Origin of the sequence: Mordavella massiliensis (genome assembly GCF_016902415.1) — a bacterium.
Taxonomy (GTDB): Bacteria; Bacillota; Clostridia; order Lachnospirales; family Lachnospiraceae; genus Merdimonas; species Merdimonas faecigallinarum.
In genome coordinates, this window is record NZ_JACJLV010000010.1 from 1 (window position 1) to 25926 (window position 25926).

26 protein-coding genes and 1 riboswitch are annotated in these 25926 nt (G+C 50.1%); of the genes, 18 read left to right on the top strand and 8 right to left on the bottom strand.

Annotated elements, in window-relative coordinates; genetic code table 11:
- Positions 1–94 precede the first annotated feature (94 nt).
- The 5 genes from H6A13_RS04405 (at position 95) to H6A13_RS04425 (ending at position 5017) form a co-directional block, all read left to right on the top strand.
- The gene (locus H6A13_RS04405; protein WP_204908407.1) at positions 95–1345 is read left to right on the top strand and encodes a Zn-dependent hydrolase; all 1251 of its coding nucleotides are present in this window, start codon (positions 95–97) and stop codon (positions 1343–1345) included.
- Positions 1346–1374: 29 nt separating this feature from the next.
- Positions 1375–2535: an NAD(P)/FAD-dependent oxidoreductase gene (locus H6A13_RS04410; RefSeq protein WP_204908408.1), complete on the top strand. Its 1161-nt coding sequence runs from the start codon at positions 1375–1377 to the stop codon at positions 2533–2535.
- A 28-nt stretch (positions 2536–2563) separates the two neighbouring features.
- Positions 2564–3358, top strand: coding sequence for an electron transfer flavoprotein subunit beta/FixA family protein (locus H6A13_RS04415; protein WP_204908409.1), 795 nt, complete (start codon positions 2564–2566; stop codon positions 3356–3358).
- The gene (locus H6A13_RS04420; protein ID WP_204908410.1) at positions 3358–4335 is read left to right on the top strand and encodes an electron transfer flavoprotein subunit alpha/FixB family protein; all 978 of its coding nucleotides are present in this window, start codon (positions 3358–3360) and stop codon (positions 4333–4335) included. The genes H6A13_RS04415 and H6A13_RS04420 overlap by 1 nt, the downstream gene beginning before the upstream one ends.
- A 157-nt stretch (positions 4336–4492) precedes the next feature.
- Positions 4493–5017, top strand: a complete 525-nt coding sequence (locus H6A13_RS04425) for a nitroreductase family protein (RefSeq protein WP_204908411.1) — start codon at positions 4493–4495, stop codon at positions 5015–5017.
- Between the two features lie 83 nt (positions 5018–5100).
- On the opposite strand, the gene H6A13_RS04430 is transcribed toward H6A13_RS04425, so the two are convergent.
- A complete protein-coding gene (locus tag H6A13_RS04430; protein ID WP_204908412.1) occupies positions 5101–6471 on the bottom strand; it encodes an MATE family efflux transporter in 1371 nt (456 codons plus the stop codon).
- 152 nt (positions 6472–6623) lie between these two features.
- On the opposite strand from H6A13_RS04430, the gene H6A13_RS04435 reads away from it, so the two are divergent.
- The 5 genes from H6A13_RS04435 (at position 6624) to H6A13_RS04455 (ending at position 10630) form a co-directional block, all read left to right on the top strand.
- Positions 6624–7205, top strand: a complete 582-nt coding sequence (locus H6A13_RS04435; RefSeq protein WP_204908413.1) for a DUF1444 domain-containing protein — start codon at positions 6624–6626, stop codon at positions 7203–7205.
- A gap of 21 nt (positions 7206–7226) precedes the next feature.
- Complete coding sequence (locus tag H6A13_RS04440; protein WP_204908414.1) at positions 7227–8054, top strand: undecaprenyl-diphosphate phosphatase; 828 nt, start codon at positions 7227–7229, stop codon at positions 8052–8054.
- A 96-nt stretch (positions 8055–8150) separates the two neighbouring features.
- Positions 8151–9026: a transporter substrate-binding domain-containing protein gene (locus tag H6A13_RS04445; protein WP_204908415.1), complete on the top strand. Its 876-nt coding sequence runs from the start codon at positions 8151–8153 to the stop codon at positions 9024–9026.
- 82 nt (positions 9027–9108) lie between these two features.
- Positions 9109–9819, top strand: coding sequence for an amino acid ABC transporter permease (locus H6A13_RS04450; protein WP_204908416.1), 711 nt, complete (start codon positions 9109–9111; stop codon positions 9817–9819).
- Positions 9803–10630, top strand: a complete 828-nt coding sequence (locus tag H6A13_RS04455; RefSeq protein ID WP_204908417.1) for an ATP-binding cassette domain-containing protein — start codon at positions 9803–9805, stop codon at positions 10628–10630. Before H6A13_RS04450 ends, H6A13_RS04455 begins: the two co-directional genes overlap by 17 nt.
- Before the next feature lie 110 nt (positions 10631–10740).
- Here the strand turns inward: H6A13_RS04455 and H6A13_RS04460 are convergent, their stop codons facing one another.
- From H6A13_RS04460 to H6A13_RS04470, 3 genes are all read right to left on the bottom strand, one after another.
- Complete coding sequence (locus tag H6A13_RS04460; RefSeq protein ID WP_204908418.1) at positions 10741–11151, bottom strand: sugar transporter; 411 nt, start codon at positions 11149–11151, stop codon at positions 10741–10743.
- Between the two features lie 136 nt (positions 11152–11287).
- On the bottom strand, positions 11288–11965 hold the full coding sequence (locus H6A13_RS04465; protein ID WP_204908419.1) for a fructose-6-phosphate aldolase: 678 nt from the start codon (positions 11963–11965) through the stop codon (positions 11288–11290).
- A 35-nt stretch (positions 11966–12000) separates the two neighbouring features.
- Positions 12001–12750 (bottom strand): DeoR/GlpR family DNA-binding transcription regulator, encoded by a 750-nt coding sequence (locus H6A13_RS04470; protein ID WP_204908420.1) that lies wholly within the window; start codon positions 12748–12750, stop codon positions 12001–12003.
- Between the two features lie 166 nt (positions 12751–12916).
- Here H6A13_RS04470 and xylB point away from each other — a divergent pair, with 166 nt between their 5' ends.
- The gene (gene xylB, locus H6A13_RS04475; protein WP_204908421.1) at positions 12917–14428 is read left to right on the top strand and encodes a xylulokinase; all 1512 of its coding nucleotides are present in this window, start codon (positions 12917–12919) and stop codon (positions 14426–14428) included.
- Positions 14429–14540: 112 nt separating this feature from the next.
- Here xylB and H6A13_RS04480 read toward each other — a convergent pair whose 3' ends face one another.
- The 4 genes from H6A13_RS04480 to H6A13_RS04495 are packed head-to-tail and all read right to left on the bottom strand — an operon-like array spanning position 14541 to position 18148.
- The gene (locus H6A13_RS04480) at positions 14541–15221 is read right to left on the bottom strand and encodes a hypothetical protein (RefSeq protein WP_204908422.1); all 681 of its coding nucleotides are present in this window, start codon (positions 15219–15221) and stop codon (positions 14541–14543) included.
- 5 nt (positions 15222–15226) lie between these two features.
- Positions 15227–16003, bottom strand: coding sequence for a carbohydrate ABC transporter permease (locus H6A13_RS04485; RefSeq protein WP_204908423.1), 777 nt, complete (start codon positions 16001–16003; stop codon positions 15227–15229).
- Entirely contained in the window at positions 15996–16853 is an 858-nt protein-coding gene (locus tag H6A13_RS04490; protein ID WP_204908424.1) for a carbohydrate ABC transporter permease, read from the bottom strand. Before H6A13_RS04490 ends, H6A13_RS04485 begins: the two co-directional genes overlap by 8 nt.
- A gap of 29 nt (positions 16854–16882) precedes the next feature.
- Complete coding sequence (locus H6A13_RS04495) at positions 16883–18148, bottom strand: type 2 periplasmic-binding domain-containing protein (protein WP_204908425.1); 1266 nt, start codon at positions 18146–18148, stop codon at positions 16883–16885.
- Positions 18149–18376: 228 nt separating this feature from the next.
- Positions 18377–18553: riboswitch (cobalamin riboswitch) on the top strand.
- An 81-nt stretch (positions 18554–18634) separates the two neighbouring features.
- Here H6A13_RS04495 and H6A13_RS04500 point away from each other — a divergent pair.
- The 7 genes from H6A13_RS04500 (at position 18635) to H6A13_RS04530 (ending at position 25837) form a co-directional block, all read left to right on the top strand.
- Entirely contained in the window at positions 18635–19396 is a 762-nt protein-coding gene (locus H6A13_RS04500; protein WP_204908426.1) for a DUF1638 domain-containing protein, read from the top strand.
- Between the two features lie 18 nt (positions 19397–19414).
- On the top strand, positions 19415–20392 hold the full coding sequence (locus H6A13_RS04505) for a CobW family GTP-binding protein (RefSeq protein WP_204908427.1): 978 nt from the start codon (positions 19415–19417) through the stop codon (positions 20390–20392).
- Positions 20393–20524: 132 nt separating this feature from the next.
- Positions 20525–21394 (top strand): uroporphyrinogen decarboxylase family protein, encoded by an 870-nt coding sequence (locus H6A13_RS04510; RefSeq protein WP_204908428.1) that lies wholly within the window; start codon positions 20525–20527, stop codon positions 21392–21394.
- A gap of 17 nt (positions 21395–21411) precedes the next feature.
- On the top strand, positions 21412–22062 hold the full coding sequence (locus tag H6A13_RS04515; protein WP_204908429.1) for a corrinoid protein: 651 nt from the start codon (positions 21412–21414) through the stop codon (positions 22060–22062).
- A 12-nt stretch (positions 22063–22074) separates the two neighbouring features.
- Positions 22075–23094, top strand: coding sequence for a methylcobamide:CoM methyltransferase MtbA (locus H6A13_RS04520; RefSeq protein WP_204908430.1), 1020 nt, complete (start codon positions 22075–22077; stop codon positions 23092–23094).
- Positions 23094–24707, top strand: coding sequence for an ASKHA domain-containing protein (locus H6A13_RS04525; RefSeq protein ID WP_204908431.1), 1614 nt, complete (start codon positions 23094–23096; stop codon positions 24705–24707). The genes H6A13_RS04520 and H6A13_RS04525 overlap by 1 nt, the downstream gene beginning before the upstream one ends.
- Positions 24708–24718: 11 nt before the next feature.
- On the top strand, positions 24719–25837 hold the full coding sequence (locus tag H6A13_RS04530) for a uroporphyrinogen decarboxylase family protein (RefSeq protein ID WP_204908432.1): 1119 nt from the start codon (positions 24719–24721) through the stop codon (positions 25835–25837).
- Positions 25838–25926: the final 89 nt, after the last annotated feature.

The following is a 25926-nucleotide window of genomic DNA, read 5'->3' on the forward strand; positions in this document are numbered from 1 at the left end:
ATCTATAATAATATACAAAATAGAGAAGAAATCCAGAAATAGAGCGTTAGAATTGTGCAAAATGTTCAAACAATTTAAAAAATGGAGGGTGACTATGAAAGTAAACATTGAACGGATCCACTCCCGTCTGGAAGAAATCTATCAGTGCGGCAGAAAAGAAGACGGAACCTTTACTCGTATGGCGTATTCACCGGAAGACGTAAAGGGAAGAGAAACATTTATGAATTATTTCCGGAAACTCGGGATTGAACCAAGAGTGGACGAGGCCGGAAATATCCACGCCAGACTGGAAGGAGAGGACCCGTCCCTTCCGGCGATCCTGACAGGATCCCATCTGGATACCGTTCCGGACGGCGGAAAGTATGACGGAGTAGTAGGATGCGTATCCGGCCTGGAGGCAGTGGAAACCCTGGTGGAAAATGGAAAGAAACTCCGCCATCCGCTGGAAGTGATCGTGTTTACCGATGAAGAAGGATTCCGCTTTGGAAGCGGACTCTTAGGAAGCGGCGCGATCTGCGGACAGGATCTGGACATCCGGGAGACAGACCTGGATCTTTATGGAAATGAGAGAGGCGAGGTCATCAAGTCCTACGGGATCACCGTGGCAGATGCACCAAAGGCCAGGATCAGACCAGAAGACGTACATTGCTTTATCGAGCTTCATGTAGAGCAGGGGGCTTCTCTTTATAAAAGTAAGACTCCCATCGGAGTGGTCTCTTCCATCGCAGGTGTCAGCCGGTATGAGATCACCATCACAGGCGAGGCCAACCATGCAGGAAGTACCATTATGGCGGACCGGAAAGACGCGCTGGTGGCTGCTTCCAGATTTATCGCACAGGTGCCGGAGATCGTAAAGGCAAATGGCAACGATTACACGGTAGCAACCGTGGGAACCATCAAAGTACAGCCTAATTCCGTGAATGTTGTTCCCGGAAGCTGTACCTTCAATCTGGAGATCCGCGATCAGGACGCAGCGGTGATCGAGTGCATTGAGAAAAATGCGAAAGCATATCTGGAACAGGTATGTAAGGAGATGGGCGAGGAGTACACATTTACCCAGATCTCCTATCATGAGCCGGCGCCCATGTCTGAATGGGTAAAAGCCGCGATTGAGACAGAGGTGCAGAAGATGGGCGTGGATTACAAGGTAGTCCCAAGCGGAGCCTTCCACGATTCTCTCATTATGACAAGCGTATTTCCTACCGGCATGATCTTTGTGCCAAGCGTGGACGGCATCAGCCACTCCAGGTATGAATTTACGGAAGATGCAGATATCGAACAGGGAGCGCAGCTCCTTTTACAGACCATTTTAGAAGTAGATAACATGGATGACCATGTTAAATAAAAAAGAAAAAAAGAAAGGCAGGTAATGGTATGGAAAAGAAAAAGATTGGTATTATCGGCGGAGGAATCTCAGGAGCATGTCTCGGATATCACTTAAGCCTTTATGATAACGCAGAGGTGATCGTATTCGAGAAAGATACCATCGGCGGAGCTTCCACAGCAAAATCAGCAGGAACCGTATGTCTGTTTGACGATTCCTTAAGAAACAGATACTGGGACGTAAGACTTTACGGCTTTGAGTCCTATCTGAAGATGGAAGCAGAGGAAAAAGGAAGCGCAGGATTTGACAAGACCGGTACCTTAGTTGTTGCTACCAACGAGCAGGTAGAGGCTACCATCAAGACCGGGATCGCGCTTGCAAAAGCAGCCGGCTACAACGGCGAGTACATCACTGACAAAGACCGCATCAAAGAGATCCTTCCGGATATCTCCACAGAGAACATCCTGGGAGCAGGATACACACAGGATGACGGATACTTTGACGGAACCATGATTTCCAACACCTATGCAAAGAAAATGCAGAAAAACGGCGGCACGATCAAGACCGGCGTGAAGGTAACAGAAGTGATCAAAGAAGGCGACAAGGTTACAGGCCTGAAAACAGACGAAGGCATTACCTATGACTTCGATGTTGTAGTAGACTGTACAGGACCGTGGAGCAAATTCACAGGAGATATGGTAGGACTGGATGTTCCGATCTGGCATACCAAGGCAGAAGCCTTCTTCCTGTGTCCTCCGGGAAAGAAATTAAGCTACACCTTCCCGGTACTGAAATATCCTGAGTTCTACGCACTGAGAGCAGGAGACAACATCTTTATCTGCAAGTCCCACCTGTCCATGGATCTGAACAACCCGATGCATGCAGGCCAGTGGGATCCGGACAAGCTGCCGGCAACAGGCGGAACCGATGACTACTTCATCGACTTCCTGTTAGACCAGCTGGAAGCAAAGGTTCCGGGCATCGTAGACAGCGGACTGGTTTCCTCCTGGCTGTCCTACAGAGCAGAGCCAAAAGACTTCCTTCCGATCCTGGGCGAGACCCCGGTAGAAGGATACTACCTGGCAACAGGATACGGCGGAAACGGCGTTATCGAAGCTCCTGCATCCAGCAGAGACCTTGCGAAACTGATCATGCGCGGAGAGTCTACTCCACTTCTGGAGGACTGGGCATTTAAGCGTCTGATGAAATAAGTAAAAGGGAACGGAGAGAAGAATAGATATGAATATAGCAGTTCTGATTAAACAGGTTCCGGTTTCAAACGATGTGTCTGTAGATCCTGAAACACATGCCCTGGTGCGCGCAAGCTCAGAAGGAATGATCAATCCTTCCGACTTAAACGCCATCGAGGCGGCGCTTGTCCTGAAAGAACAGACAGGCGGCAAGGTAGTGGTATTTACCATGGGACCTCCGGATGCGGAAAAATCATTAAGAGACGCTATGGCACTTGGATGTGACGAGAGCTGCCTGATCACCGACCGGGTATTCGGCGGTGCAGATACCATCGCGACTGCGAAGGTTCTGGCAGAAGGAATTAAGAAATATGGTACATTTGACCTGATCATGGGCGGAGCGCTGTCAGCAGACGGCGCTACCGGCCAGGTAGGAGCCATGGTTGCAGAATACCTCGATATTCCGCATGTCACAGAGATCCAGGCTGTTTCTTATGACGAGAGCGAGCCGGACAAGGTAACAATTTTGAAGAAGTTCCAGGGACTGGATCTGACCATCAAGGCGGCGCTGCCGGCGCTGGTAAGCGTAAACTTCGGAGCCAATGAGCCAAGACTTGCCACCCTTCGTACCAAACGTGCGGCAAAGTCCAAACCGCTGGCTACCTATACCAATGCTGAGATGGGCATGGATCCGGAGGAAATCGGTCTGAAAGGATCTCCGACCATCGTAACAGACTCCTTTGAGCCTGAAAGCGACAGGAAGGCAGAGTTCCTGACAGGTACACCGAAAGAACTGGCTGAAAAACTGAAAGAGTTAATTGAGACGGAGAAAGGAAAAGAGTAATGGCTAAGGGAATTTGCGTATACGCAGAAAATTATAATGGAAAAATTGAGCCTGTCACAGCAGAACTGATCTCCGCAGCACACAGCATCAAAGAAACAACAGGCGAGCCGATCCAGGTGATCGTTGCCGGAGAAAAGTGCGAAGCTCTTACAGATCAGTTAAAGCAGTCAGGCGCAGATGAAATTTATGCAGTCAAGACAGACAGAGACTGTGCATTTCAGGATGACGCGTTAAGCCAGGTGATCGCCGATATGCTGAAGAAGATCGATCCTTCCAGCGTGCTGGTACCGGCAACACCTATGGGACGCTCCATCTTCTCCAGAGTGGCAGTGAAGCTGAACTGTGGACTTACCGCAGACTGTACAGAACTTCTGGTGGCACAGAGAGAAGACGGCACTTACTATATCAAACAGAACAAGCCTTCCTTTGGCGAGAATGTATTCGTTACCATCGTGACCAAAGAAGGTTATTATCCCCAGATGATGACAGTAAGACCGGGCGTTTATACTCCTTATGAAGGAGAAGGATCTGCAGAAGTGACGTATTTTGATGATATTGCACTTCCGGCTTCCAAGATTGAGGGTGTCGGAGCAGTTCCTGCAGAAGCAGAAACAGACAGTATCCTTGCGGCTGAAGTGGTAGTCGTAGGAGGAAGAGGGGCCGAAGAGCCGGAAAGCTTTGCACTTTTGAAAGCATTTGCGGACAAGATCGGGGCTGCCATCGGTGGAACAAGACCGCTGGCAGATACAGGCCAGATCCCATTCCAGAACCAGATCGGACAGACCGGATTTACCATCCGTCCGAAGATCTGTATCTCACTGGGAGTTTCCGGCGCGATCCAGCACACGGAAGGCATCAAGGATACCAAGCTGATGGTTGCCATCAACACAGATGAGAATGCGCCGATTTACAACATTGCCGACTATGGAATTGCGGCAGATTTAAATGAGGTGCTGAAAGAATATTTAGAGTTGTAGTCCCCCCATAATATATAATGCAAAAAAGAAGGATTGCTGTTATACTGTATATGACGGCAATCCTTCTGAACGTGGAAAAGCCGGCAAGCAGGCAAAAGATCCGTCTTTCGCCTGCCTGGTATAAATCATTTATATTCAATAGAAAGGAAGAATCATTATGGAATTATTAGACATCATGAGAAACCGCAGGAGTATTCGTAAATACACAGAAGAGGATATCCCGGAAGAGAGCCTTACCAAAGTGCTGCAGGCAGGTCTTCTTGCAGAATCCGGAAAAGCGATCCGTCCCTGGGAGTTTATCGTAGTAAGAGACAGAGCTATGCTGGATGAACTGTCCGGTTGCCGGGAAGGCGGCGTTGCGATGCTCAAAGAAGCAAAATGCGCCATCGTTGTGATCGGAGACGCTGACAAGCAGGACGTATGGGTAGAAGACTGCTCCGTAGCTATGACCAACATGCACCTGATGGCAGACCATCTGGGACTGGGAAGCTGCTGGATCCAGGGAAGACTGCGTAAAGCTGACGCGGATACAACTGCAGAGGAGTATGTACGCGCAAGACTTGGATTCCCGGAGAACTACAAACTCCAGGCTATCCTGTCTCTTGGTATGCCTGCTGCAAAACCGGCCGCTTACGAGCTTGACAAGCTGCCGATGGAGAAGGTACATTACGAGAAGTTCTAAGGATGGAAGATCCTTTTGGAACCAGGAGAAAAAAGGCCGGCGCTTTTGATAAGCGCCGGCTTTTCTTCTGTGTAGAACTGCATTTAATTCTGGCTTGCGGGTATCCCCGATAGAAGCCGCTTCTTCCTCTGCCAGTAGTAAGGCGCCAGCAAAAGCAAAGTAGCGCCCCAGGCCAGAGGATAGCTGTACAGCAGAGTCGACAGCTCTCCGGTCATGGGGGTGACAAATAAGATCCAGGACAGCCGGATGATCAGTACGCCGCCCATGGTAATGCATACCGGGATCAGTACGTCGCCGATGCCCCGGAGCGCGCCGGAGAAGATCTCGACAAAGATGTAGATCACATAGCTGGGAGCGATGGTGCGCAGCATGTATACCCCGATGTCCACCACATTGGGATCGGTGGTAAATGCGTAATAAAGCGGACGGCAGCAGGTGAACAGGAAGATCAGAAGGCCGCCGCATAAGCCAAGAGACATGCCCAGACAGACGCGCACGCTTCTCTGGATCCGGTCATACTTTCTGGCACCGTAGTTCTGGCCTGCAAAGGTGGCGATGGTGATCCCGAAAGATCCGGTGATGGTCCAGAAAATGGCGTCCACCTTTCCGAAAGCCGCCCAGGCCGCCGCCGTATCTGTTCCAAAGTTGTTGATGGCGGTCTGTATGATGATATTGGAGATGCTGTAGGCGCAGGACTGGAGTCCGCCGGGCAGGCCGATGCGGAATTCGGATCGCAGAAGGTCCGGATGGATCCGGATGGCGCGCAGCTTTAAGCGCAGCATATCGTAGGACTTCATCAGCGCCCGGGAGACCAGGCCTGCGCTGACGGCCTGGGAGATCACCGTGGCGATGGCCGCGCCTGCGATGCCCATGCCAAGGCCCACAACGGCAACCAGGTCCAGGATGATATTTAAAATACAGCAGATGATCAGGTAATAAAGCGGACGCCTGGAATCTCCCAGAGCCCGCATGATGTAAGATCCCATATTGTAGATCAGGGTAAAAATGATGCCCAGGAAGTAGATCCGAAGGTACAGCGTGGAATCTGCGATGGTATCTTCCGGCGTTTTTAAAAGCCGCAAAAGACCGGGCGTGGCAAACCAGCCGATGATGGAGATGAAGATGCTGGCTATGATAGAAAATGCATAAGCTGTATGCAGACCTTTGTTCAGGTTTTTCTCATCTTTTGCGCCGTAAAACTGGGCGATGATCACACTGGCTCCGGCGGACAGGCCGGTAAAAAAGCCAATGACAAAGTTGGAAAGCACGGCGGCGGATCCGCCTACGCTTGCCAGAGCCTGTTTCCCCACAAAACGGCCCACAATGACTGCGTCCACAGTATTGTACAGCTGCTGGAACAGCGTTCCCACCATGATCGGGAAGAAAAAAATCAAAAGCTGTTTCCAGATCACGCCTTCGGTAATCGGATTCGAAGCCCTGCTCTTAGTGTTCATACCAAATTCCCCCATGATTCTTATCTTCTGACATTTTTCCAGATATCCCTGCAAAAAACGGGACATCTTAAAATATCATAGCATTAATAAATTGCTTTATAAAGAGATTTTTGCTAGAATAAGAAAGAAATTATCATATGAGGAGAGGTTTCATGAAAAAGTATGAAGAACCCCGGTATCAGTGGGGGGAGATCTGTGAACATATCTACCCGTGGGTGAAAAAAGAACTTACGGACACCCAGGCCCTGAACGGAAAGCATTTCTCTGAAAAGGACGCGCCGGTCGTGGCATTTCTGGGAGACCTGAAGATTATATTTGTAATAAAGCGTCAGGAGGACACCTATGAAGTGCTGAAGGACTCCATGCTTCCGCCGGACTGCGATATCCTGGAGCTTTATCACAAGGCCTGTGAAAATCTGGTGCGGGATGTGGAGTTCGTGATCGGAAATACCTGGTACGGAGCTTTTGCGATCCTGGCAGACGGGCACAATGAGGCCAGCGCGGTCTGCTTAAAGCACATCTGGCAGGTATGCGTCGACAAACTGAAGGATGATCTTGTCATCATCGTGCCGGCAAAGGATACGGTATTGTTTGCTCCGGCAGGACAGCCGCAGGTGGTGGAAAAGATGGAAGAGCACGCCAGAAGTGCCTATGAGCAGAGTTATGACCGGATCGGCATGGAGAAGTTCTGTTTCCTGGCGGACAGAAGAGAATTGATCGTATATGAGAAGTAAGATCACGGAGGGAAAAGGGAAATGTTAGATATTTTAAAAGTAATCATTCTCGGAATTGTAGAAGGAATTACCGAGTGGCTTCCGGTCAGCAGTACCGGACATCTGATCCTGGTGGGGGATCTGTTATCGCCCAGTATGAGCGAAGAATTCATGGAGATGTTCAACGTAGTGATCCAGCTTGGCGCCATTATGGCGGTGGTTGTGCTGTATTTCCATAAGCTGAATCCGTTTTCGCCGACAAAAACCCAGCGGCAGAAAATGCTGACCTGGCAGATGTGGATCAAGGTAGTGATCGCGTCCGTCCCGGCCGGCGTAGTGGGCCTCCTCTTTGACGACGTGCTGGACCGGCTGTTTTATAAGCCCCTTCCGGTGGCAGTGATGCTGATCGTCTATGGTATCTTATTCATTATTGTAGAGAACCGGAATGCAGGAAGAAAACCAAATGTCACCAAGATCTCGGAGCTGTCTGTGCAGATGCTGCTCTGGATCGGATTCTTCCAGATGCTGGCGCTGATCCCGGGAACCTCCAGATCAGGAGCCACCATCGTAGGCGCCCTGATCATCGGCGTATCCAGAGAGGTGGCGGCAGAGTTTACTTTCTTCTTAGCCATCCCGGCGATGTTTGGCGCAAGTCTTCTGAAGCTTGCCAAGTATGGATTTGCCTTTACGGCGGGAGAATTCGGGCTGCTGCTTCTGGGATGCCTGGTTTCTTTCGGCCTGTCGATCGTAGCCATCAAATTCCTGATGGGATACATTAAGAAAAATGACTTTAAGATCTTCGGATATTACCGGATCGTCCTGGGTGCTCTGATCATTCTGGTGTCTCTGGTACAATTGATTATCGGATAATGCTTGCATTTTCCTAAGAACGTGTTATAATTATGAGAACGGTTGCATGTTTATGCATCCGTATGTATCTGAAAGGAAAATGGAGGGACAGGAATTATGAAGAAGAAATTAGCATTAGGCCTGGCGCTGGTTCTGGCCTGTGGGACACTTGCCGGATGCGGCGGAAGTTCAGAGGAAGGAAAGGATAGCGCAGAAAGCGGAGCAACGACAGCCAAGGTGATCGATGTTGATCTGACGGATGAAGAATATGCATTCGGCGTGGACAAAGATCAGCCGGAACTTCTGGAGCAGGCGAACGCATTTATCGCAAAGGTCCTGGAGGACGGAACCTTTGATGAGATCTGCGACAAGTATTTCGGCGACGGCGAGCCGGAAGCAGTGCAGTCTGCAGAGCTGGATACTTCCAAGGATCAGCTTGTGGTAGCTACCAATGCGGCTTTTGAACCCTTTGAATATACACAGGGCGATAATTATTACGGGATCGATATGGAACTGGCAGCCCTTTTTGCAGAAGAGCTTGGACAGGAACTGGTGATCCAGAACATGGATTTTGATGCGGTATGTCTGTCTGTCGGACAGCATAAATGTGATATCGCAATGGCCGGTCTTACCATCAATGATGAAAGAGAAGAACTGGTAACCTTTACGGATTCTTATTATCAGGCGTCTCAGCGTCTGATCGTGCCAAGCACAGATACTTCTTTTGATGACTGTGCAGATGCGGACGCGGTGGCAGCAAAGCTTGCAGAGCTTGACTCTTCCGATTCCGTCGGCGTACAGCAGGGAACTACCGGACAGTTCTATGTAGAAGGCGATGCAGACTGGGGCTTTGAAGGACTTCCGGCAAAATGTGTACCATATAAGAATGGTTCTCTGGCAGTGCAGGATATGCTTCAGGGCAAGATCCAGTACGTGATCATCGATGCGGCTCCGGCAGCAGCGATCACAGAAGCCATCAACGAAGTGCAGTAAGAAGCGTTTCAGTAAGAAGAAAATGAAAAGGAAGGCGGCAGTTGGTCTGACAGCGCCTTCCTTCTTTTAAGAAGGGAAAGTAATGGGCAATTTTAGTCAGAAAGTAGAGAGATTTATCGAGATATTTCTGGACCAGAACGGCTATGTAAGAGTCGTGGAAGGTCTGCAGAATACGCTGCTGATCGCGGTTACCGGCCTGCTGATCGGTATCCTGATCGGAACCTTGATCGCGACCGTGCGGGTAATCCCCAAGTATAAGCGGCTGCCCCGGATCCTGAACGGGATCTGCAGCTTCTATGTGGCGCTGTTTCGGGGAACGCCGACAGTGGTTCAGCTGCTGGTATTCTACTATGTGCTGCTGCCTCTGATCGGCTGGCAGATCACGGGAGTCCAGGTGGCGATGCTGGTATTCGGACTGAACAGCGGAGCGTACATATCTGAGATCATGCGAAGCGGAATCCAGTCTGTGGATCCCGGACAGATGGAGGCAGGCCGTGCGGTGGGACTCGGCTTTGGCACGACTATGAAAAAGATCGTGATCCCCCAGGCGGTGAAAAATATCCTGCCTACGCTGGGAAATGAATTTATCGCGCTGATCAAAGAGACATCCGTAGTCAGCTTTGTCGGAGCGGCGGATCTGTACGTAGCGTTTAACTACATCGGAAGCAACAGCTATGAGTTCATGGTTCCGTATCTGGTGATGGCGCTGATCTACATTGCGCTGGTACTGATCATCACGCTGTTGATCAAATTATTGGAAAGGAGCCTGAAGAAGAGTGATCGAAGTAATTAACCTCAGGAAAAGCTTTGACGGCACAGATGTGCTGAAAGATATCAATATCACCATCAATAAAGGGGATATCGTGGCTGTGCTTGGACCTTCCGGCTCCGGAAAGAGTACCTTTCTCCGGTGTCTGAACTGTATGGAAGACCCGACCGGCGGAAGCATCATCTTTAACGGCGTGGACATTGCTGATATGAAGGTGGACATCAATGTGCACCGCCGCCATATGGGAATGGTATTCCAGCATTTTAATCTCTTTCAGAATAAAACGGTGCTGCAGAACATCATGCTGGCTCCTGCATACCTGAAATGTCAGGACCTGAAGAAAGCGAAGCGGAAAAACCGGATGATCCGTCTGAAAAATGCATTCCGCGGCGCGGATAAGCTGGAACTCGTGCCGGTTGATACGACGAAAGAAGAGATCATGAAGGAGACGAAAGAGCAGGCCATGGAGCTTTTGCGGCGGATCGGCCTGGACGATAAGGCAGACGTTTATCCGTCTACTCTGTCCGGCGGACAGAAGCAGAGGGTTGCGATTATCCGTTCCCTGGCCATGAATCCGGATGTGATTCTGTTTGATGAGCCGACCTCCGCTCTGGACCCGGAGATGGTAGGCGAAGTGCTGGAACTGATGAAAGAACTGGCCCGGGACGGCATGACCATGGTGGTGGTGACCCACGAAATGGGATTTGCAAGAGAAGTGGCGTCCAGAGTCATTTTTATGGACGACGGACAGATCAAAGAAGAAGCGCCTCCGGAAGAGTTTTTTGAAAATCCGAAGGAACCAAGGCTTCAGGACTTTTTGTCCAAGATCTTATAAAAAGAATATTTGCGGAAAAAGAAAGAAGAGACAGGATAATTCCCGCCTCTTTTTTCTTTTGAACGCATCAACGCAAGGGAAAATATGTCATAAAAAGGTAACAGTCCTGTTTATATCGGAAGTTCCAGATAGATGTCTTTTCCTTCTTTGATGGAAATCACGACTTTTCCGTGCTGGATCTGTGTCACGGCGCCCGCGACACTGACTGCTGCCGGCTGAGAGGATTCGGCAGGATCAGCTTCCGGTTCCGGCTCCTCTTCAGGTACGGAATCTTTGTATCCTTCAACATTGTCTGGGGTTAATGGGGATAAAGAATCGCTGGTTTTGGTCAACTTCGCGCCCAGTACCTGTCCGATCGTCAGGCAGCCGTCCAGGGTAAGGAGTCCGGAATCTACCAGTTCATCGAAAATAGCCGGATCCTCCAGGTTGGCGGCCTCGATGGTGATGCCTGCCTCTGCGCGGCAGCATAACACGGCCGGATCATTTACATGTGCTTTCGCAGTTTCTGCTGTAATAGACATTGTGATTACCTCCTTATTCATATCTGTTATTAAGTATAGTCTTCCGAGAAGGAGATGACAAATTGCTTTTTGTAATGTACAAAGTCAGCAATAGAAAATGTCTATAACAGTGGAAATATGCAGGAAATATCCGCATTTATAACTGGCAGAGCAGCGTCTCTCCATGAACTGCCTTCCAGTCATTCATGAACTGTTCCACAGCGCCGTCAATATGAGGCTGGGAGATTGCGGATATGAGGATGGAGGGATCCATGGTGGCAGTCTGTGCTCCGGCCAGGAATGCCCGGTCGACCTGTCCTGCGTTTTTAAAGCTGGCGGCCAGGATCTGGGTCGGATAGCCGTAAAGGGCGATCATTTCTGCCAGAGACGCGATCACATCATCCGGATCGATCCCTAGATTTTCCATGCGGTTAAAATAGGGAGCGATATAGTCTGCGCCTGCCTCCATAGCCAGGAAGCCCTGCTGTTTGCTGTATACTACAGTACCGGTGATGGGGATGCCCTTTGCTTTCATGGCCTTCATGGCCTTCAGGCCTTCCAGGGTAACCGGAACCTTTACAAAGACATTGGAATCTACTTTTTCCATGATAGCGTCCGCGTCCCGGACCATGCCTTCGGCGTCCGGAGCGGTCACCTGGATGTGAAGCGGGCTGTCCATACCGATGATGGAACGGATCTCTCTCATGTGCGCGAAGAAGTCCACATTTCCTTCCCGTTTTACGATGGACGGATTGGAAGTTACTCCGGCAATGGGGAAAATCTCGCAGCAGCGGCGGATGTCGTCAAGGTTGGCAGTGTCTAATAAGTATTTCATAATGAAACCTCCTGATATGATAAAAAGTATTCGTGTTATCTGGCAATCGTGATCCGGATGCCCTGGCTTTCCAGAAAAGCGGTTTCCTCCGGAGAGATCCCTTCGTCTGTGATGACTTCGTAAACCTGATCAAGACGGAGAAAGGATACGGCTCCGGGGCGTGAAAATTTTCCGGAGTCAGTGAGCACATAAATGTGTTCGGCGGAAGCGGCCATGGCGCTTAAGGTATCGGAACGGGTCATGTCGTCTCCGGTAAATCCGAAATTACGGGAATAGCCGTCTGTGCCGGTGAACAGTTTATCTACATGAAAGGCGCCGGCAGCCGCTTTGGTCAGAGGTCCTACCAGGGACTGGCTCTGGCTCTGCAGGATACCGCCCAGCAGGATTAGCTGGACGTTGGTATATTTGCGGACGTACTCGGCCAGGCAGACAGAGTTGGTCACGATGGTCACATTTTTTCTTGTCCGTGCCAGTTCTTCCGCAAATAAGATACAGGTGGAGCCGGTCTCGATCATTACCGTCTCGCCGTCGCTGACGCAGTCCGCCGCGGTTCTGGCGATCCGCTGCTTGAGATCCGGGTGAAAGGCCATGCGGTAAAAAATATTTCCGGGATCATTGGGAACCGCGTATCCCCGTTCCCGCTTTAGCATGCCCTTTTCCTCCAGAAGATCCAGGTCCTTGCGGATGGTGACCTCCGAAGTATGGAGTTTTTCCGCCAGAATGGAAACTTCTGTTTTCCCGTGGGTGGTGATATATTCCAGAATAGCGTTGTGGCGTTCCTTCATAAGCAATCCCTCCTGCCTGTTCTGTAGTTATCCTATCAAAATTATTTATATATGTCAATAGAATAAGTTTCGTACGAAAGAAAAATATATTTCAAAATTTACATATCTGCTGGAATGTGATACGATTAATGTACAATGAGAACAGGAATCAGGAGGAATCTGGCAAATGGGAAAATATCTGATATCACATGATCTTGGCACATCCAGCAACAAAGCTTCTTTGTTTTCCACAGAGGGAAAGCTGATCGACAGCTATACTGTTCCCTATGATGTGCATTTCTTTCATAAAAATTATGCCCAGCAGGATCCGGAAGACTGGTGGGGAGCGGTCTGCAAAGCCACCAGGGAGATCGTAAAACAGATCGACCCGGAGGAGGTGCTGGCCATTTCCTTTTCCTCGCAGATGCAGGCCTGCATTGCCGTGGATGAGAAGGGAACGGTGCTTTATCCTGCCATGATCTGGGCGGATCACCGTGCGGAGGCGCAGGCAGAAGAACTGACCCGCAAGATCGGTTTTGACCGGATGTATGAGATCAACGGCCATCGGGTAAGCCCCAGCTACAGCATCGAAAAACTGATGTGGTTAAGGGAAGAGAAGCCGGAGATTTATGCAAAAACTTACAAAATGCTGCTGGCAAAGGATTATATCATCTGTCGGCTGACTGGGGAGTTTGTGACCGATTATTCCGAGGCATCCGGGACAGACGCCTTTGACCTGCGGCATCTGAAGTGGTCAGAAGAGATCCTTGCAGCGGCCGGGATCGACAGAGAAAAGATGCCGGAGCTTCATGCCTCTACAGACGTGATCGGCAGCCTTACAAAAGAAGCGGCCGAAAGCCTGGGCCTGACCTGTGAAACAAAGGTGGTCTGCGGAGGTGGGGACGGACCCTGTTCGGCTCTTGGCGCAGGAAGCATCAAAGACGGGCAGATGTTTTTATCTTTTGGTACGTCTGCATGGATTGCCGGTACGTCCGGCGAAGTGAATCTGGATCGGGAAAAGACCCTGATTGGATTTGGCCATGTGGTGCCGGGCAAGTACATGCCCTGCGGCACTATGCAGGCCGCGGGAAGTTCCTACTCCTATATCAAAGAGGCTCTCTGCGCGGAAGAAGTCAGGCAGGCAGAAGAGACCGGGGAATCGGTGTATGAATTATTGAACCGGCTGGTACTGCAGTCGCCTCCGGGAGCGAAAGGACTGATCTTTCTTCCCTATCTTCTGGGAGAGCGAAGCCCCAGGTGGAATCCGGATACGTCCGGCAGTTTTCTGGGCATCCGGATGGAACATAAGAAATGCGACTATGTGCGGGCAGTGCTGGAAGGGATCGCCATGAACCTTTCCGTGATCCTGGAAGCCCAGAGGGAGCACATGGAAGGAAAAGAACTGGTGCTGACCGGCGGCGGGGCGAAAGGAGATGTGCTGGCGCAGATCCTTTCCGATGTGCTGGGCGTGCCGCTTCACCGGCTGGATCATGTGGAAACGGCCACATCAATTGCAGCGGCGGTGATCGCCGGCGTGGGCGTAGGCGTTTTTAAAGATTTTTCCGTGGTCGATCAGTTTGTGAAGACAGATAAAACTTTCTATCCGAGGGAGGAATACCGGGAGATATACGACAGGCAGAAGAAGTTGTTTGAACTGGGGTATCAGTGCCTGCTGCCGTATTACCGGGAGGATGCATAGGAGGAGATAGAGAATCTGCAGTCCGGGAAGTAAAGTGGGTTTTGGTGTAAATATATAGTGACATACAAAAAGAAGCGGTTTTGCCGCTTCTTTTTTGAATACTGATAGACACCTACCAATTGACATAACCTTTTACATCTAATATATACTCCGGCGGCAGATATTCCCGGGGAATCTCAAGGGTCCAGAGACCTGCCCACAAAATTCCCAGGCAGGCCAGTATAATCACGGCGCCTGCAAGGCCTCTTTTGTAAGCCCGGCTCTGCAAGTGGAAGAGATTCCAGGTTCCCAGAGCCATGAAAGCCAGCAGAACAAAGAGACACACAGCCATTCCCGGCAGCTGTTTCTTCAGTTCCTGGAGCTGCTCCGCGTTGACTCCGGAGAGCATCCGGCTCTCCCCGTCCTCCTGAACGACCACCAGGTCGCCGTCCTCCAGGGGATACACGGACCACCGCACGATCTGAAGCGGCAGGCCGTCATCATCCAGTTGTTCCGGGACCAGCGCCATATCCTCTGCCGTTTCGATCGGCCACACTTCTTTTGTATGAGCCACCAGCTCCATTCCGAATAGCCCTTCCTGTTCCTCCACATAGAAAACCGTTGAGGGATCTTCTCCATAACAGGACAGAGGGATCCGGGCAAGCCGCATCGCCTTTTCTTCTTCACTCTGGCTGCCTCTGACCACTTCTACCGGTATCCGCATCAGCCGTTCTACATGGAACGAGATCACCGTACAGAGCAGAAGCAGCACCAGAACCACACATCCGGCATTCCAAATCTTTTTCTTTGTCATCTTTATCATCCCCATAAAACATCCTTTAATCCGTCTGTCAGTTCTTCTCTATAGTAGAGGAAAAAGAAGGTAACCGGCACCAGACACAAAAGACCGCAGACCGACTGGATGCCGATATCTCCCTGTGAGACTGCCGCCAGAAATACAGACAGCGGATAGTCCTGCTCTCTTTCCAGAAAGATCATGGGCTGCTCAACCATATTCCAGCTTTCCGTGAAGGTGAGGACAAACAGCGTAACAACTGCCGGCTTGGCAGCTGGCGTGATGATATACCGGATCAGCTGCAGCTGATTTGCCCCGTCTATCCGCGCTGCATCCAGACTGCCGTCCGGCACGGCCCGGAATACAAAGGTAAGCCATACCGTTCCAAATGGCGAGAACACTGCCGGAATGATCAGCGCCTTCCAGCTGTTCAAAAATCCCAGCATTTCCAACAGAATATAATTGGGCAGCAAAGTCACCTGGATCGGCAGAATCATAAAGAGAACAAAAACCGCAAACCAGAACCTGTCTCCGATAAACCGGTATTTCGCAAACGCCGTACCTGCAAGGCAGGAAATCAAAGTCTGCCCTGCTGCGATCAAAAGACACATCCCAAGGCTTCTGAAAAACCTGACCAGGTATTCCGGCCTTCCAAGCAGCACTTCATAGTAGCTTAAGAAAGAGATTCCGTCTCCGGCAGTATATACCGAACGAAACAGCATATAGAGGACCGGAAATAAAAACAGCAGCGCCAGCAGGAAAAGTGCCGGCAGACTCTTTTTCCCTTTGTTCCTATCCATATGCCCGCCTCCTTTTCACAAGCCGGTACACGGCATATCCAGCCGCGCTCACCAGAAGAAGCATTGCCAGGATGCTTACTGCGGCCGCAGAAATTTTCTGGTAATTCAGATTCCGGATATTGTTGTTCATAAAATGCTGTAGCAGATAAATGCTGTCATCCGGATAATTTCCACCCAGAAGGAATGCCTCTCTGTAACAGCGGAATGCATTCATTACCGAAAGGACCAGCGTAAAAAGAACTGCCGGGATCAAAAGCGGCCAGGTGATGAACCGGAACTTCTGCCATTCCCCTGCTCCGTAAAGGGCCGCATACTCGTAATATTCTCCAGGGATCATCTGCAGTTTTGCAAAATAAATTAACACATAATACCCGATAAACCGCCAGAAATACAGAATGCACAGAATCCAGAAAGCAGCAGAAGTATGGAGCCAGTCTGTCCCCTGCATTCCTGTCAGCGTCAACATCCGGTTCAGGAAACCACTGTCCCCGCAGAAAAACTGTACTGCCAGAACAATGGACGCTATGGGCATGATCATCGGATATAAGAAGGATAACCGGAGAAATGTCACTCCTCTTGCCACATGCCGCAGAACAACAGATAATCCGACTGCCGCTCCTAAAGTTACCGGCACTGTAACCAGCATATAGCGGCAGGTATTCTTCACTGCCAGCAGGAACATTTCATTTTCAAAGAGTTCCTGGTAATTTACCAGCCCTACAAACTCCCGTTTTCCGATCCCAAAGGAAACGGAATACCAGCAGGTGATCAGAAACGGTGCGAAATAAAACACCAGAAAGCCAAGTAAAGCCGGAGACGCCAGCAAAAATCCATTGTTCCGCTTTTTCATAATACCACCCTCTTTTCCGGCCAGGCACACTATTCCAGAACCTGGGTATTGTAATTTTCCCAGGCTTTTCCGGCCGCTGCAGATAATTTTTCTCTCCACACAGCTTCATAATCTGTCGCCGGGCCATAGATCAGACGGGATGCATCCATCACCGCCTGGTAGAGATCCGCTTCAACACCTACCGGAAAATACGCTCCGTCAATGGTAAGAAATACGTCTCTGACCATTTCCAGGCTGTCTGTATCAAGAGACGGGAATCTGGCCGCTAAAGCGCTTTCCTGCACCGGCAGTTCCGTTCCCAGTATCCCGTCTACAAAAGTTCCAATGCCTTGCTCCTGGCGGGCGGATTTGATCTCATCATTTAAGAACAGCATCAAAAACCGGTAGGCCTCTTCCTTATGATCTGAAGACATCCCCACTGCCCCAAAGCAGCGAATGGCCGCCATCCGGTTCCCCTGGATATCCGGAATGATCCGGGCCGATCTCATCTGGGGCATCCCGGTCGTGGCAAAGTTCAGATCCGTGATCTGATATCCTTCCCCTGTGTTTTCTAATCCGCTTTCGACCCATTGAAGCTTTTTCAGCAGGAAATTCATGCCAAAAGTCTCCCATGCTTCCTTGTCGAACAGCACCTTTCCTTCATCATAATCTGCCGCAGGCTGGAACCAGTTGCCGCTGATATTCTCCAGTCCGTACATCGCCGCTTCAAATCCGGGATCCGCCGCACCTTCTGCCTTTGCAAGCCAGTCTTCCAACGTATCCGTCTCTGTAACCGGGATTTCTTCCTGATCGGAAGCCAGGATGTTAAAATTGCAGGACAGGGGTATGATATATTGCTGTCCCTGATATTTTCCGGGCAGGAGGAACTCCTCCCGGTAAGTTCCTTCCTCCCAGTAGGAATCGGACTCCATATAGCGGTCCAGGGAAGCAAGCGCGCCGCTCTGCATTGTCTTATAAGGATTGGAAAAAAGCGGGGCTTCCATCTGGGTCGCCCCGTCACTGGCGCTGTTGATCAGATAAACATCTGGTCCTTTCCCTGCCATGATCTGGGTGCGCAGGCGTTCAATCTCCAGTTCCCGTTCTTCCCCGTCAGCAGGAAGTTCCCGTATCGTGATGGAAACCTGCGGAGTCTGTTCTTTCATATATTTTGCCGCTTCTTTGACCTGATCCTGGAACTGCGGCTCGATCAGCACTTCCAGTTCCTTTTCCGCACCGGATGATTCATTGCAGCCACCCAACAAAAACATAACAGATAACAGAAAGAAACAGAGTTTTATATTCAGTCTGTTGATCAAAACAATCACCTTCTTTCCTTCATCAAAATCCATTATTATCTAAAAATTTACATATATATATTGCCTTATCTAACAAATACAGCAAAAAAGAGGTTTTGTCAATAGATTATCAAAAATAGTGTTTTTTGCCTAAAATATAGAAAATATACACTAAAAGATAGTCATAGGAAATGGCTATAAGATTATGAAAATTATCAATTGGGATATCATCCAGTCCCTGTGATAAGATGAATCTGTAACATATATAGTGATGCCAAGGCATTGAAAAGGGAATCCGGTGAGAATCCGGAACAGCCCGCTCTACTGTGTGATGGATGCATGTTCCAAAGCGCCACCTGGGGACAGGGAAGGCGGAGCCTGCAGATGAGATCGAGTCAGGAGACCTGCTATATATGAAGATGATTTTTTCGGTGGGGAAAGGACAGCGTTTACGCTGGACTTTTCGCACCGTTTTTTGACTTATAAGGATTAAAAAGGACAGGAAATATGCGCTATAAACTAATTGGCTGCAAAATATTCGAACGCGAAATAGCGAGTGTCACATACCAGTGCAAGAATCAGATAGATGTTACTCTTTTAAAGCAAAAATTACATAACAGGCCTCAAAGGCTGCAAAAAACAATACAATCTGTAATTGATGCAATTGACGAAGATAATGATCTGTATAGTAATACGACGTCTGAAACCCCGTTTGATGCAATTTTATTAGCTTATGGGTTGTGTTCGGGTGCAGTCAGTGGATTGAGCAGCAAACAATATCCCCTTGTAATACCTCGTGTTCAAGATTGTATTTCTCTTTTTATGGGAGACCGGGTAAAGTATGAAGAATACTATAAAAATCATGTTGGTACGTATTATTACACACCTGGGATCGTAGAACTGTGTGATGCGGTAAGATTGGATGATCAGTGGGAACAGAGATACTATTTTCATCTGAAAAGGTTCAACGGTAATAAAAAGAAAGCACAGAAGGTTGTTGAAATCGAAAAGAGCTTAACAGATAATTACAGGTCATTAACTTATATAAAATGGGATGAGCTTCCTTTTCCGGAATATGAAAAGAAAGTAGAAAAAAAGGCAGGAGATAAAAACTGGACGTATGATCTCGTAAAAGGGAAAAATACATTGTTGAAAAAACTGGTAGACGGAGAATGGGATGAAGAAAATTTTTTATTTGTTCCGCCGAAACAGTATGTGACCGAGAGCTATGACGAAGATGTGATTACAGTAATGACAGAAAAAGACTAAGGACAGAGAGGAGACGGAATGGACATTGAGATTATATCCGGTTTCCTTGGAGCCGGGAAAACCACTTTTTTAAACCAATATCTTCCTCTTCTCTCCGGGAAGACGGCGGTGATTGAAAATGAATTTGGAGACGTGGGACTGGATGGAGATCTAATCCGGGAGAAGGTGCCGGTGAGGGAACTGTATGCAGGATGTATCTGTTGTACGCTGGCCATCGATTTTCGCCAGAGTATCCGGGAAATTGCAGAGACATATCAGCCGGACCGCATCGTTATTGAGCCGTCGGGGATTGGAAAGTTGTCAGATGTAATCAAGGCCTGTGAGGATGCAAGAGAGAAAGACGGTGTGGAACTTTTAGTTACCAGAAGGATTGTGATCGTAGACGGGGAAGCTTACGAAGAAAGCGTAGAAGGGTTTGGAGCATTTTATCTGGATCAGATCCGGAACGCACAGATGCTGTTTGTGAGCTGGCTGGAGGGCCTGGAAAAAGAGAAGCAGGAGAAGATCCTTACAGATATCCGTGAACAAAATCAGGAAGCTCTTATTTATGCCGGGGATTTTCGCCAGCTGGACGGACAGGAACTTTTGCATTTACTGGAACTTTCGGAACAGAAGCAATCCGGAAAGACAGTAGATGAACAGCGGGAAGAGGACGTTTTTTCTTCAGGCATTCTATTTTCCAGTATTTCTTTTACAGATCTGCCGAAAATATCTAAGGAAGAGATGGAAAAGAAACTGGAGAGCTTAAGGGCGGGGAAATATGGCCGTGTCCTTCGGGTGAAAGGACTGGCAGAGATGCCGGATGGAGAGAGATATCGTTTTGACCTGACGCCGGGACATACGGAACTTAAGAAAGTGGATCCATTACCGGGAGATACCGGAGAAAGAAAAGTGGTCATTATTGGAACTGGACTTGACCGGGCAGGACTGGAGACGCTGTTTCTGGGGAAGCAGAAAGTCCGGCTGCCAAAAAAGGGAATGACAGGGAAACGATGAGGGAAAGCTTGTTTAAAAAGGGGAGGATGTGGTACACTCGAGAAAGAGCGCCTGGATGGCGGCAGTCCGGGCGGCAAAAGACGCGGAAAAAGTATTGTTTGGAAATACATAAAAGAAAAAGGAGGGCTTACCTTGGGAGAGATTAAAGATTTTAACTGTACCTATGATAATTCAGCCGGGATAAACGGCGAAGTGACGGAAGGTCTTGGCCTTACCTTTCCAGACGCCTATCTCCATGCAGACACCATGGCGAAACTGTCCAGGGCTCTGAAAGAGCATGACGGCGCGGCTTTCTGTGAGCTGCCTTTTTGCCATACAGTAGAGGCGGAAGCCATGGGAGGCCTGGTGAATTACGGAAATGACAAGACGGGTCCCCGGGCAAAGGAGTATATCTGTACGAAGCCGGAAGAATTGCTGGAGCTGCAGCCCATTGATTTTAGCAAAGGAAGGATCCATGAAGTCCTGCAGGCCTGCCGGATGCTCCGGGAGCAGGGCGAGCATGTGGTGCTGCAGGTATCCGGTCCATTTACCATCCTGAACGTACTGATCGACGCCCGGTATGTTTTCAAAGCTATGAGAAAACAGCCGGAAGTGATGAAAGAGGTATTCTGGAAACTGGGAAATGAAGTGTTAAGATTTATGGAAGAAGCAAAAAAATACGGAGTGGATCTGATCAGTTACGCAGATTCTTCCGGCGGAGTAAATATTCTGGGGCCAAAGATGGCTGAACAGGTGGTGGAGGATTTCACTTATGAATTTTTAAAACAGGTGGAAGGGCTTGCGGATGAACACACGATGATCCTGCTCTGTCCCAAAACCACATTTGCGCTTCTGGGAACCGGACACGGGAAACTGAAGGATCATCTGACCGAGACCGGGATCCGCTATGGCGAAGCCTGCATCCGGATGACGGGCAAGGCAAAGTTCGCGGGCCAGATGTGCATCAAAAATGTGGGATATGAACTGGAAAATGGTATCTTTAAAGAACTGGTATTAATTTAAGATGAGGAGGAACTGCGATGAGCTCAAAAGAAGAATTGTTAAAACGGCTGTCGGACGGCGTATTTGAGATGGAGGAAGATGACGTGGCGGAAGCGGCCCAGGAATATCTGGATGCAGGCTATCCTGCTTTCGACGGGATCATGGACGGACTGGTAGACGGAATGAACCGGGCCAGTGAAATGTATGAGCAGGAGGAATATTTCGTAACCGATGTGCTGCTCTGCTCTGACGCCATGTATGTGGGGCTGGATATTCTGCGGCCTTATCTGCCGGAAACGAAGGACGACCACAAGGTGAAGGCCGTCATTGGCGTAGTGGAGGGCGACACCCACGATATCGGAAAGAATCTGGTAAAGATTATGATGGAAACCGCCGGTTTTGAGATGATCGATCTGGGAAGAGACGTAGAACTGCAGAAATTTGTGGATACAGCCAAAGAAGAGCATGCAGATATTGTATGTATGTCCACCTTGATGACTACCACCATGGGCGGTATGGAGACGGTGATCCATCTGCTGGAGGAGGCCGGGATCCGCGATCAGGTCAAGGTCATGATCGGCGGCGGACCGATTTCCCAGAAATACGCAGATAAGATCGGTGCGGACGGCTATTCCCAGAATGCGGTGGAAGCAGTAAAACTGGCGAAGAGCCTGATGAAGATTGCATAGGAGAAAGAAGAAATGTTGACACCAAAAGAGAGACTGAAACTCATTTTTGAAGGCGGACATCCGGACCGGCCGGCATGCATCTGTCCGGGGGGCATGATGAATATGGTGACAAAAGATCTGATGGAGGAAGTGCAGGTCTATCTGCCGGAGGCTCACACGGACGCAAGAAAGATGGCGGATCTTGCAAAGGCTGTCTATGAGAAGGGCTGCTTTGAAAATTTCGGCGTTCCCTTCTGCATGACAGTAGAAGCCGAGGAAATGGGCGCGAAAGTGGATATGGGCACCAACATCTATGAGCCCCATGTGGTGGAATATGTGATCGATTCTGTCAGCGAGGTGGACAGGCTGACGCCGGTAGACGTAACCAGGGGCAGGGCCAAAGTGGTGACGGACGCGATCCGCATTTTAAAGGAAGAGACAAAGGACGTCCCCATCGTGGGAAATCTGACCGGGCCGGTGAGCACGGCGAGTTCTGTGATGGAGCCGGTTAATTTCTACAAAGAACTGCGGAAAAAGAATGAAGAGGCCCACCGGTATATGGAATTTATCACCGATCAGCTGATCGCTTTCGGGCGGGCGCAGATCGAGGCGGGCGCAGATGTGATTGCCATCTCCGATCCCAGCGGGACGGGCGAGATCCTGGGGCCAAAATATTTTGAAGAGTTTGCGGTCACTTATATCAACCGGCTGCTGGGCGGGCTCCAGAAGGAGAAGCTGGGGACCATCGTTCATATCTGCGGGCAGATGAGTCCGGTATATAAAGAGATTAACGAGGTAAAGAGCAGCGCCTTAAGTTTTGATTCCATCGTGCCGATGAAGGAGGCAAGAAAACATCTTCCGGACCGCGTGCTGATGGGGAATGTCAGCACTTATGCTCTGGAGTTTGGCGATCCGGAGCGGGTGAAGATGCTGACAAAGAGCTGTATCAAGAGCGGATCTGATATTATCGCCCCGGCCTGCGGCCTTGGGATGAAATCTCCGCTTGTAAATATTCAGGCGATCCTTGCCTGTATGCAGGAGGACGAAAAGTAATGGCCAGGATTTGGATCAGACAGACGGGAAAGAGCATTTCCTGCCAGGAGGGCGCCAATCTCCTGGACGCCCTGCTGGAGGGCGGGGCATTTGTGGATAATCCCTGCAGTGGCAAGGGAATCTGTGGCAAATGTAAAGTGCGGATCTGCCAGGGGGAATTGCCCGCCATGTCTGAAACGGAGCGGGCGCTTCTGAAACCGGAAGAGATAGAAGCCGGGATTCGCCTGTCCTGCATGATCGATGTGAACGGGACCATGGAAGTGGAGCTTCTGAAAAAAGAACGGAAGCACGAAGTGCTGACAAAGGGATATATCCCTGCATTTGAAAAAGATCATTTTGACGAAGGATACGGGATCGTGATCGACATCGGCACCACAACGGTGGTGACAGCGCTGGTGGAACTTTCCACAGGACAGGAACTGGCAAGCGCGTCCATGATCAATGCTCAGAAGCATTACGGGCTGGATGTGCTGACCCGGATCACTTATGAATACGAGCACCCGGAGACCGGAGTGAAAGATCTTCAGGAAGCGATCGTACAGTCCGTGAACGGCATGATCGGGGAGGTCTGTGAAGAGGCGGGCGTTTCCAGAGAAGAGATCCGGGAAATCGATGTGGCGGCGAACTGTACCATGACACACATGCTGCTGGGAGTAGATGCAAGAAGCATCGGCAGGTCCCCGTACCGGCCGGAGTTTACGAAGGCACAGGAACTCCCTGCATCCCGGATCGGCATCGAAGCAGGAAAAGATACGGTTCTTTACTGCCTTCCTCAGGTGTCGGCCTACATAGGGGCAGATATTGTGGCAGGGACCTATGTGTGTGAATTGCAAAAAGAAAAAGGGCATGTTCTGTTTATCGATATCGGTACCAATGGCGAGATCGTTCTGACCAGTAACGGGCGGATCCTGTGCTGTTCCTGCGCGGCAGGACCGGCCCTGGAGGGCATGAACATCAGCGCCGGCATGCGGGCGGCGCAGGGCGCCATCGAGGATGTGAAGATTACAGAAGAGGGTGTGAAGATCCAGGTGATCGGCAACCGGGAAGACGACAGGCAGGAGCCGGCAGGCATTTGCGGAAGCGGGATTCTGGCAGTGGTGAAAGAACTGTTGCGTACCGGCCTGGTAAAAAAGACTGGAGCCTTTATCAAGAAGGACAGGCTCTCCCCGGAGGATTACCGGTTTCCGATGCTTCAGCTGAACGGGACCAAACGGGAATTCATCCTTCATGAGAAGCCGCAGATCCTGGTGACCCAGGGAGACGTGCGTCAGGTGCAGCTGGCGAAAGGCGCGATCCTGTCCGGGTTCACAGCCCTTCTCAGGGAAGCGCAGATCGACATGGAGGATCTTGACAAGGTGATGATCGCCGGCCAGTTCGGCGCCCATCTTCCGGCGGATTCTCTGATTGGAACAGGAATCCTTCCGGATGCGGTAAAAGATAAGCTGGTGTATGTGGGCAACTCTTCCAAGACAGGAGCCTACATGGCGCTGATGTCAAAAAAGGCGAAGCAGGAGATGGAAAAACTGGCAGAAGAAATGGAATATATGGAACTTGCAGAAACGGAAAATTACGAGAGGATCTTTACAGACAGCATGATATTTCCGACGTTTTAAGGAGAATGCGTATGGAATATGAAGAACTGAAACGACTGATGAACGAGCAGAAGGTGGAAATGACGGCAGAGGAACGGATGAAGGCTTATAACGCAGGGGAGGAAGTGGATCACATCCCCTATACCCTGCAGGCGCCGGATCCGGCCATGGCGGACATTTTCGGATTCACCACCACACAGTTTGCGAAAGATTTTGAAGTGAAGAGCGAAGTGATCCGGAGAAGAAAAGAAGAATTCGGACTGGACAGCTTCAATGTGGGGCTGGGATTAAAGACCATCGGCGGCGCGCTGGGGTCGAAGCTTGCCGCGCCGGAGCATGGCATCGACTATGTGGCAGAGCATGTGTTACAGGATTATGCGGATTTTGACAAACTGGAAGTCACAGATCCCTATAAGAATCCGGTGCTTGCGCCCATCCTGGAAAGCGCGAAGCGTCTGAAGGAGAGGTTCCCGGATGTGAGCATGACCACCAGCGTGGCAGGCCCGATGTCAACGGCTATCGCTGTGCGCCCTGTGGAAAAGGTTCTGAAAGATACCCGGAAAAATCCGGAGATGCTGCATAAGCTTCTGGATCTGACAGTGGAATGTTCCCTGAAATGGTTCGAGGCATTTGCCCGCGAGTTCGGGCCGGTGGCCACGAATTTCTCGGACCCTGTGACCTGTATGGATGTGATCAGTAAGCCGCAGTTTGATGAATTTTCACTGCCCTATATCAAAAAGCTGATCGACGGGACGGAGAAGATCATGGGATCCCGGCCCGGCGCGCATATCTGCGGAAAGACCAGTCCCATCTGGAAGGATCTGGCGGATGCAGGGCTGTTTTCTTTTAGTATTGATAACTGCGAGGATCTGGAAGTGGCGAAGAAAGCAGTGGGAGACCGGATGCGGATCGCCGGAAATGTGCCGCCGGTGGACGTGATGAAGGAGGGAACCATCGACGACGTGATCGCTTCCTGCAGGGAATGTCTGGAAAAATGTGCTGATAATCCGGCCGGGTACATCCTGAACACCGGATGCCAGCTGCCTATCGGCACGCCAAAAGCCAACGTGGAGGCGTTCATCTACGCGGCCAGGAAGTACGGCAGAGGCGCGAGGCTGGGAAAGATGCCGCGAGGGCTGGAAGAAGAATAAAAAGAACTGATGCGATACAGGCCGGGGATGCCACCCCGGCCTGATTTTTGCCACTCCGGTCCGTTTTTTGACAGGGGAAACGGGGATTG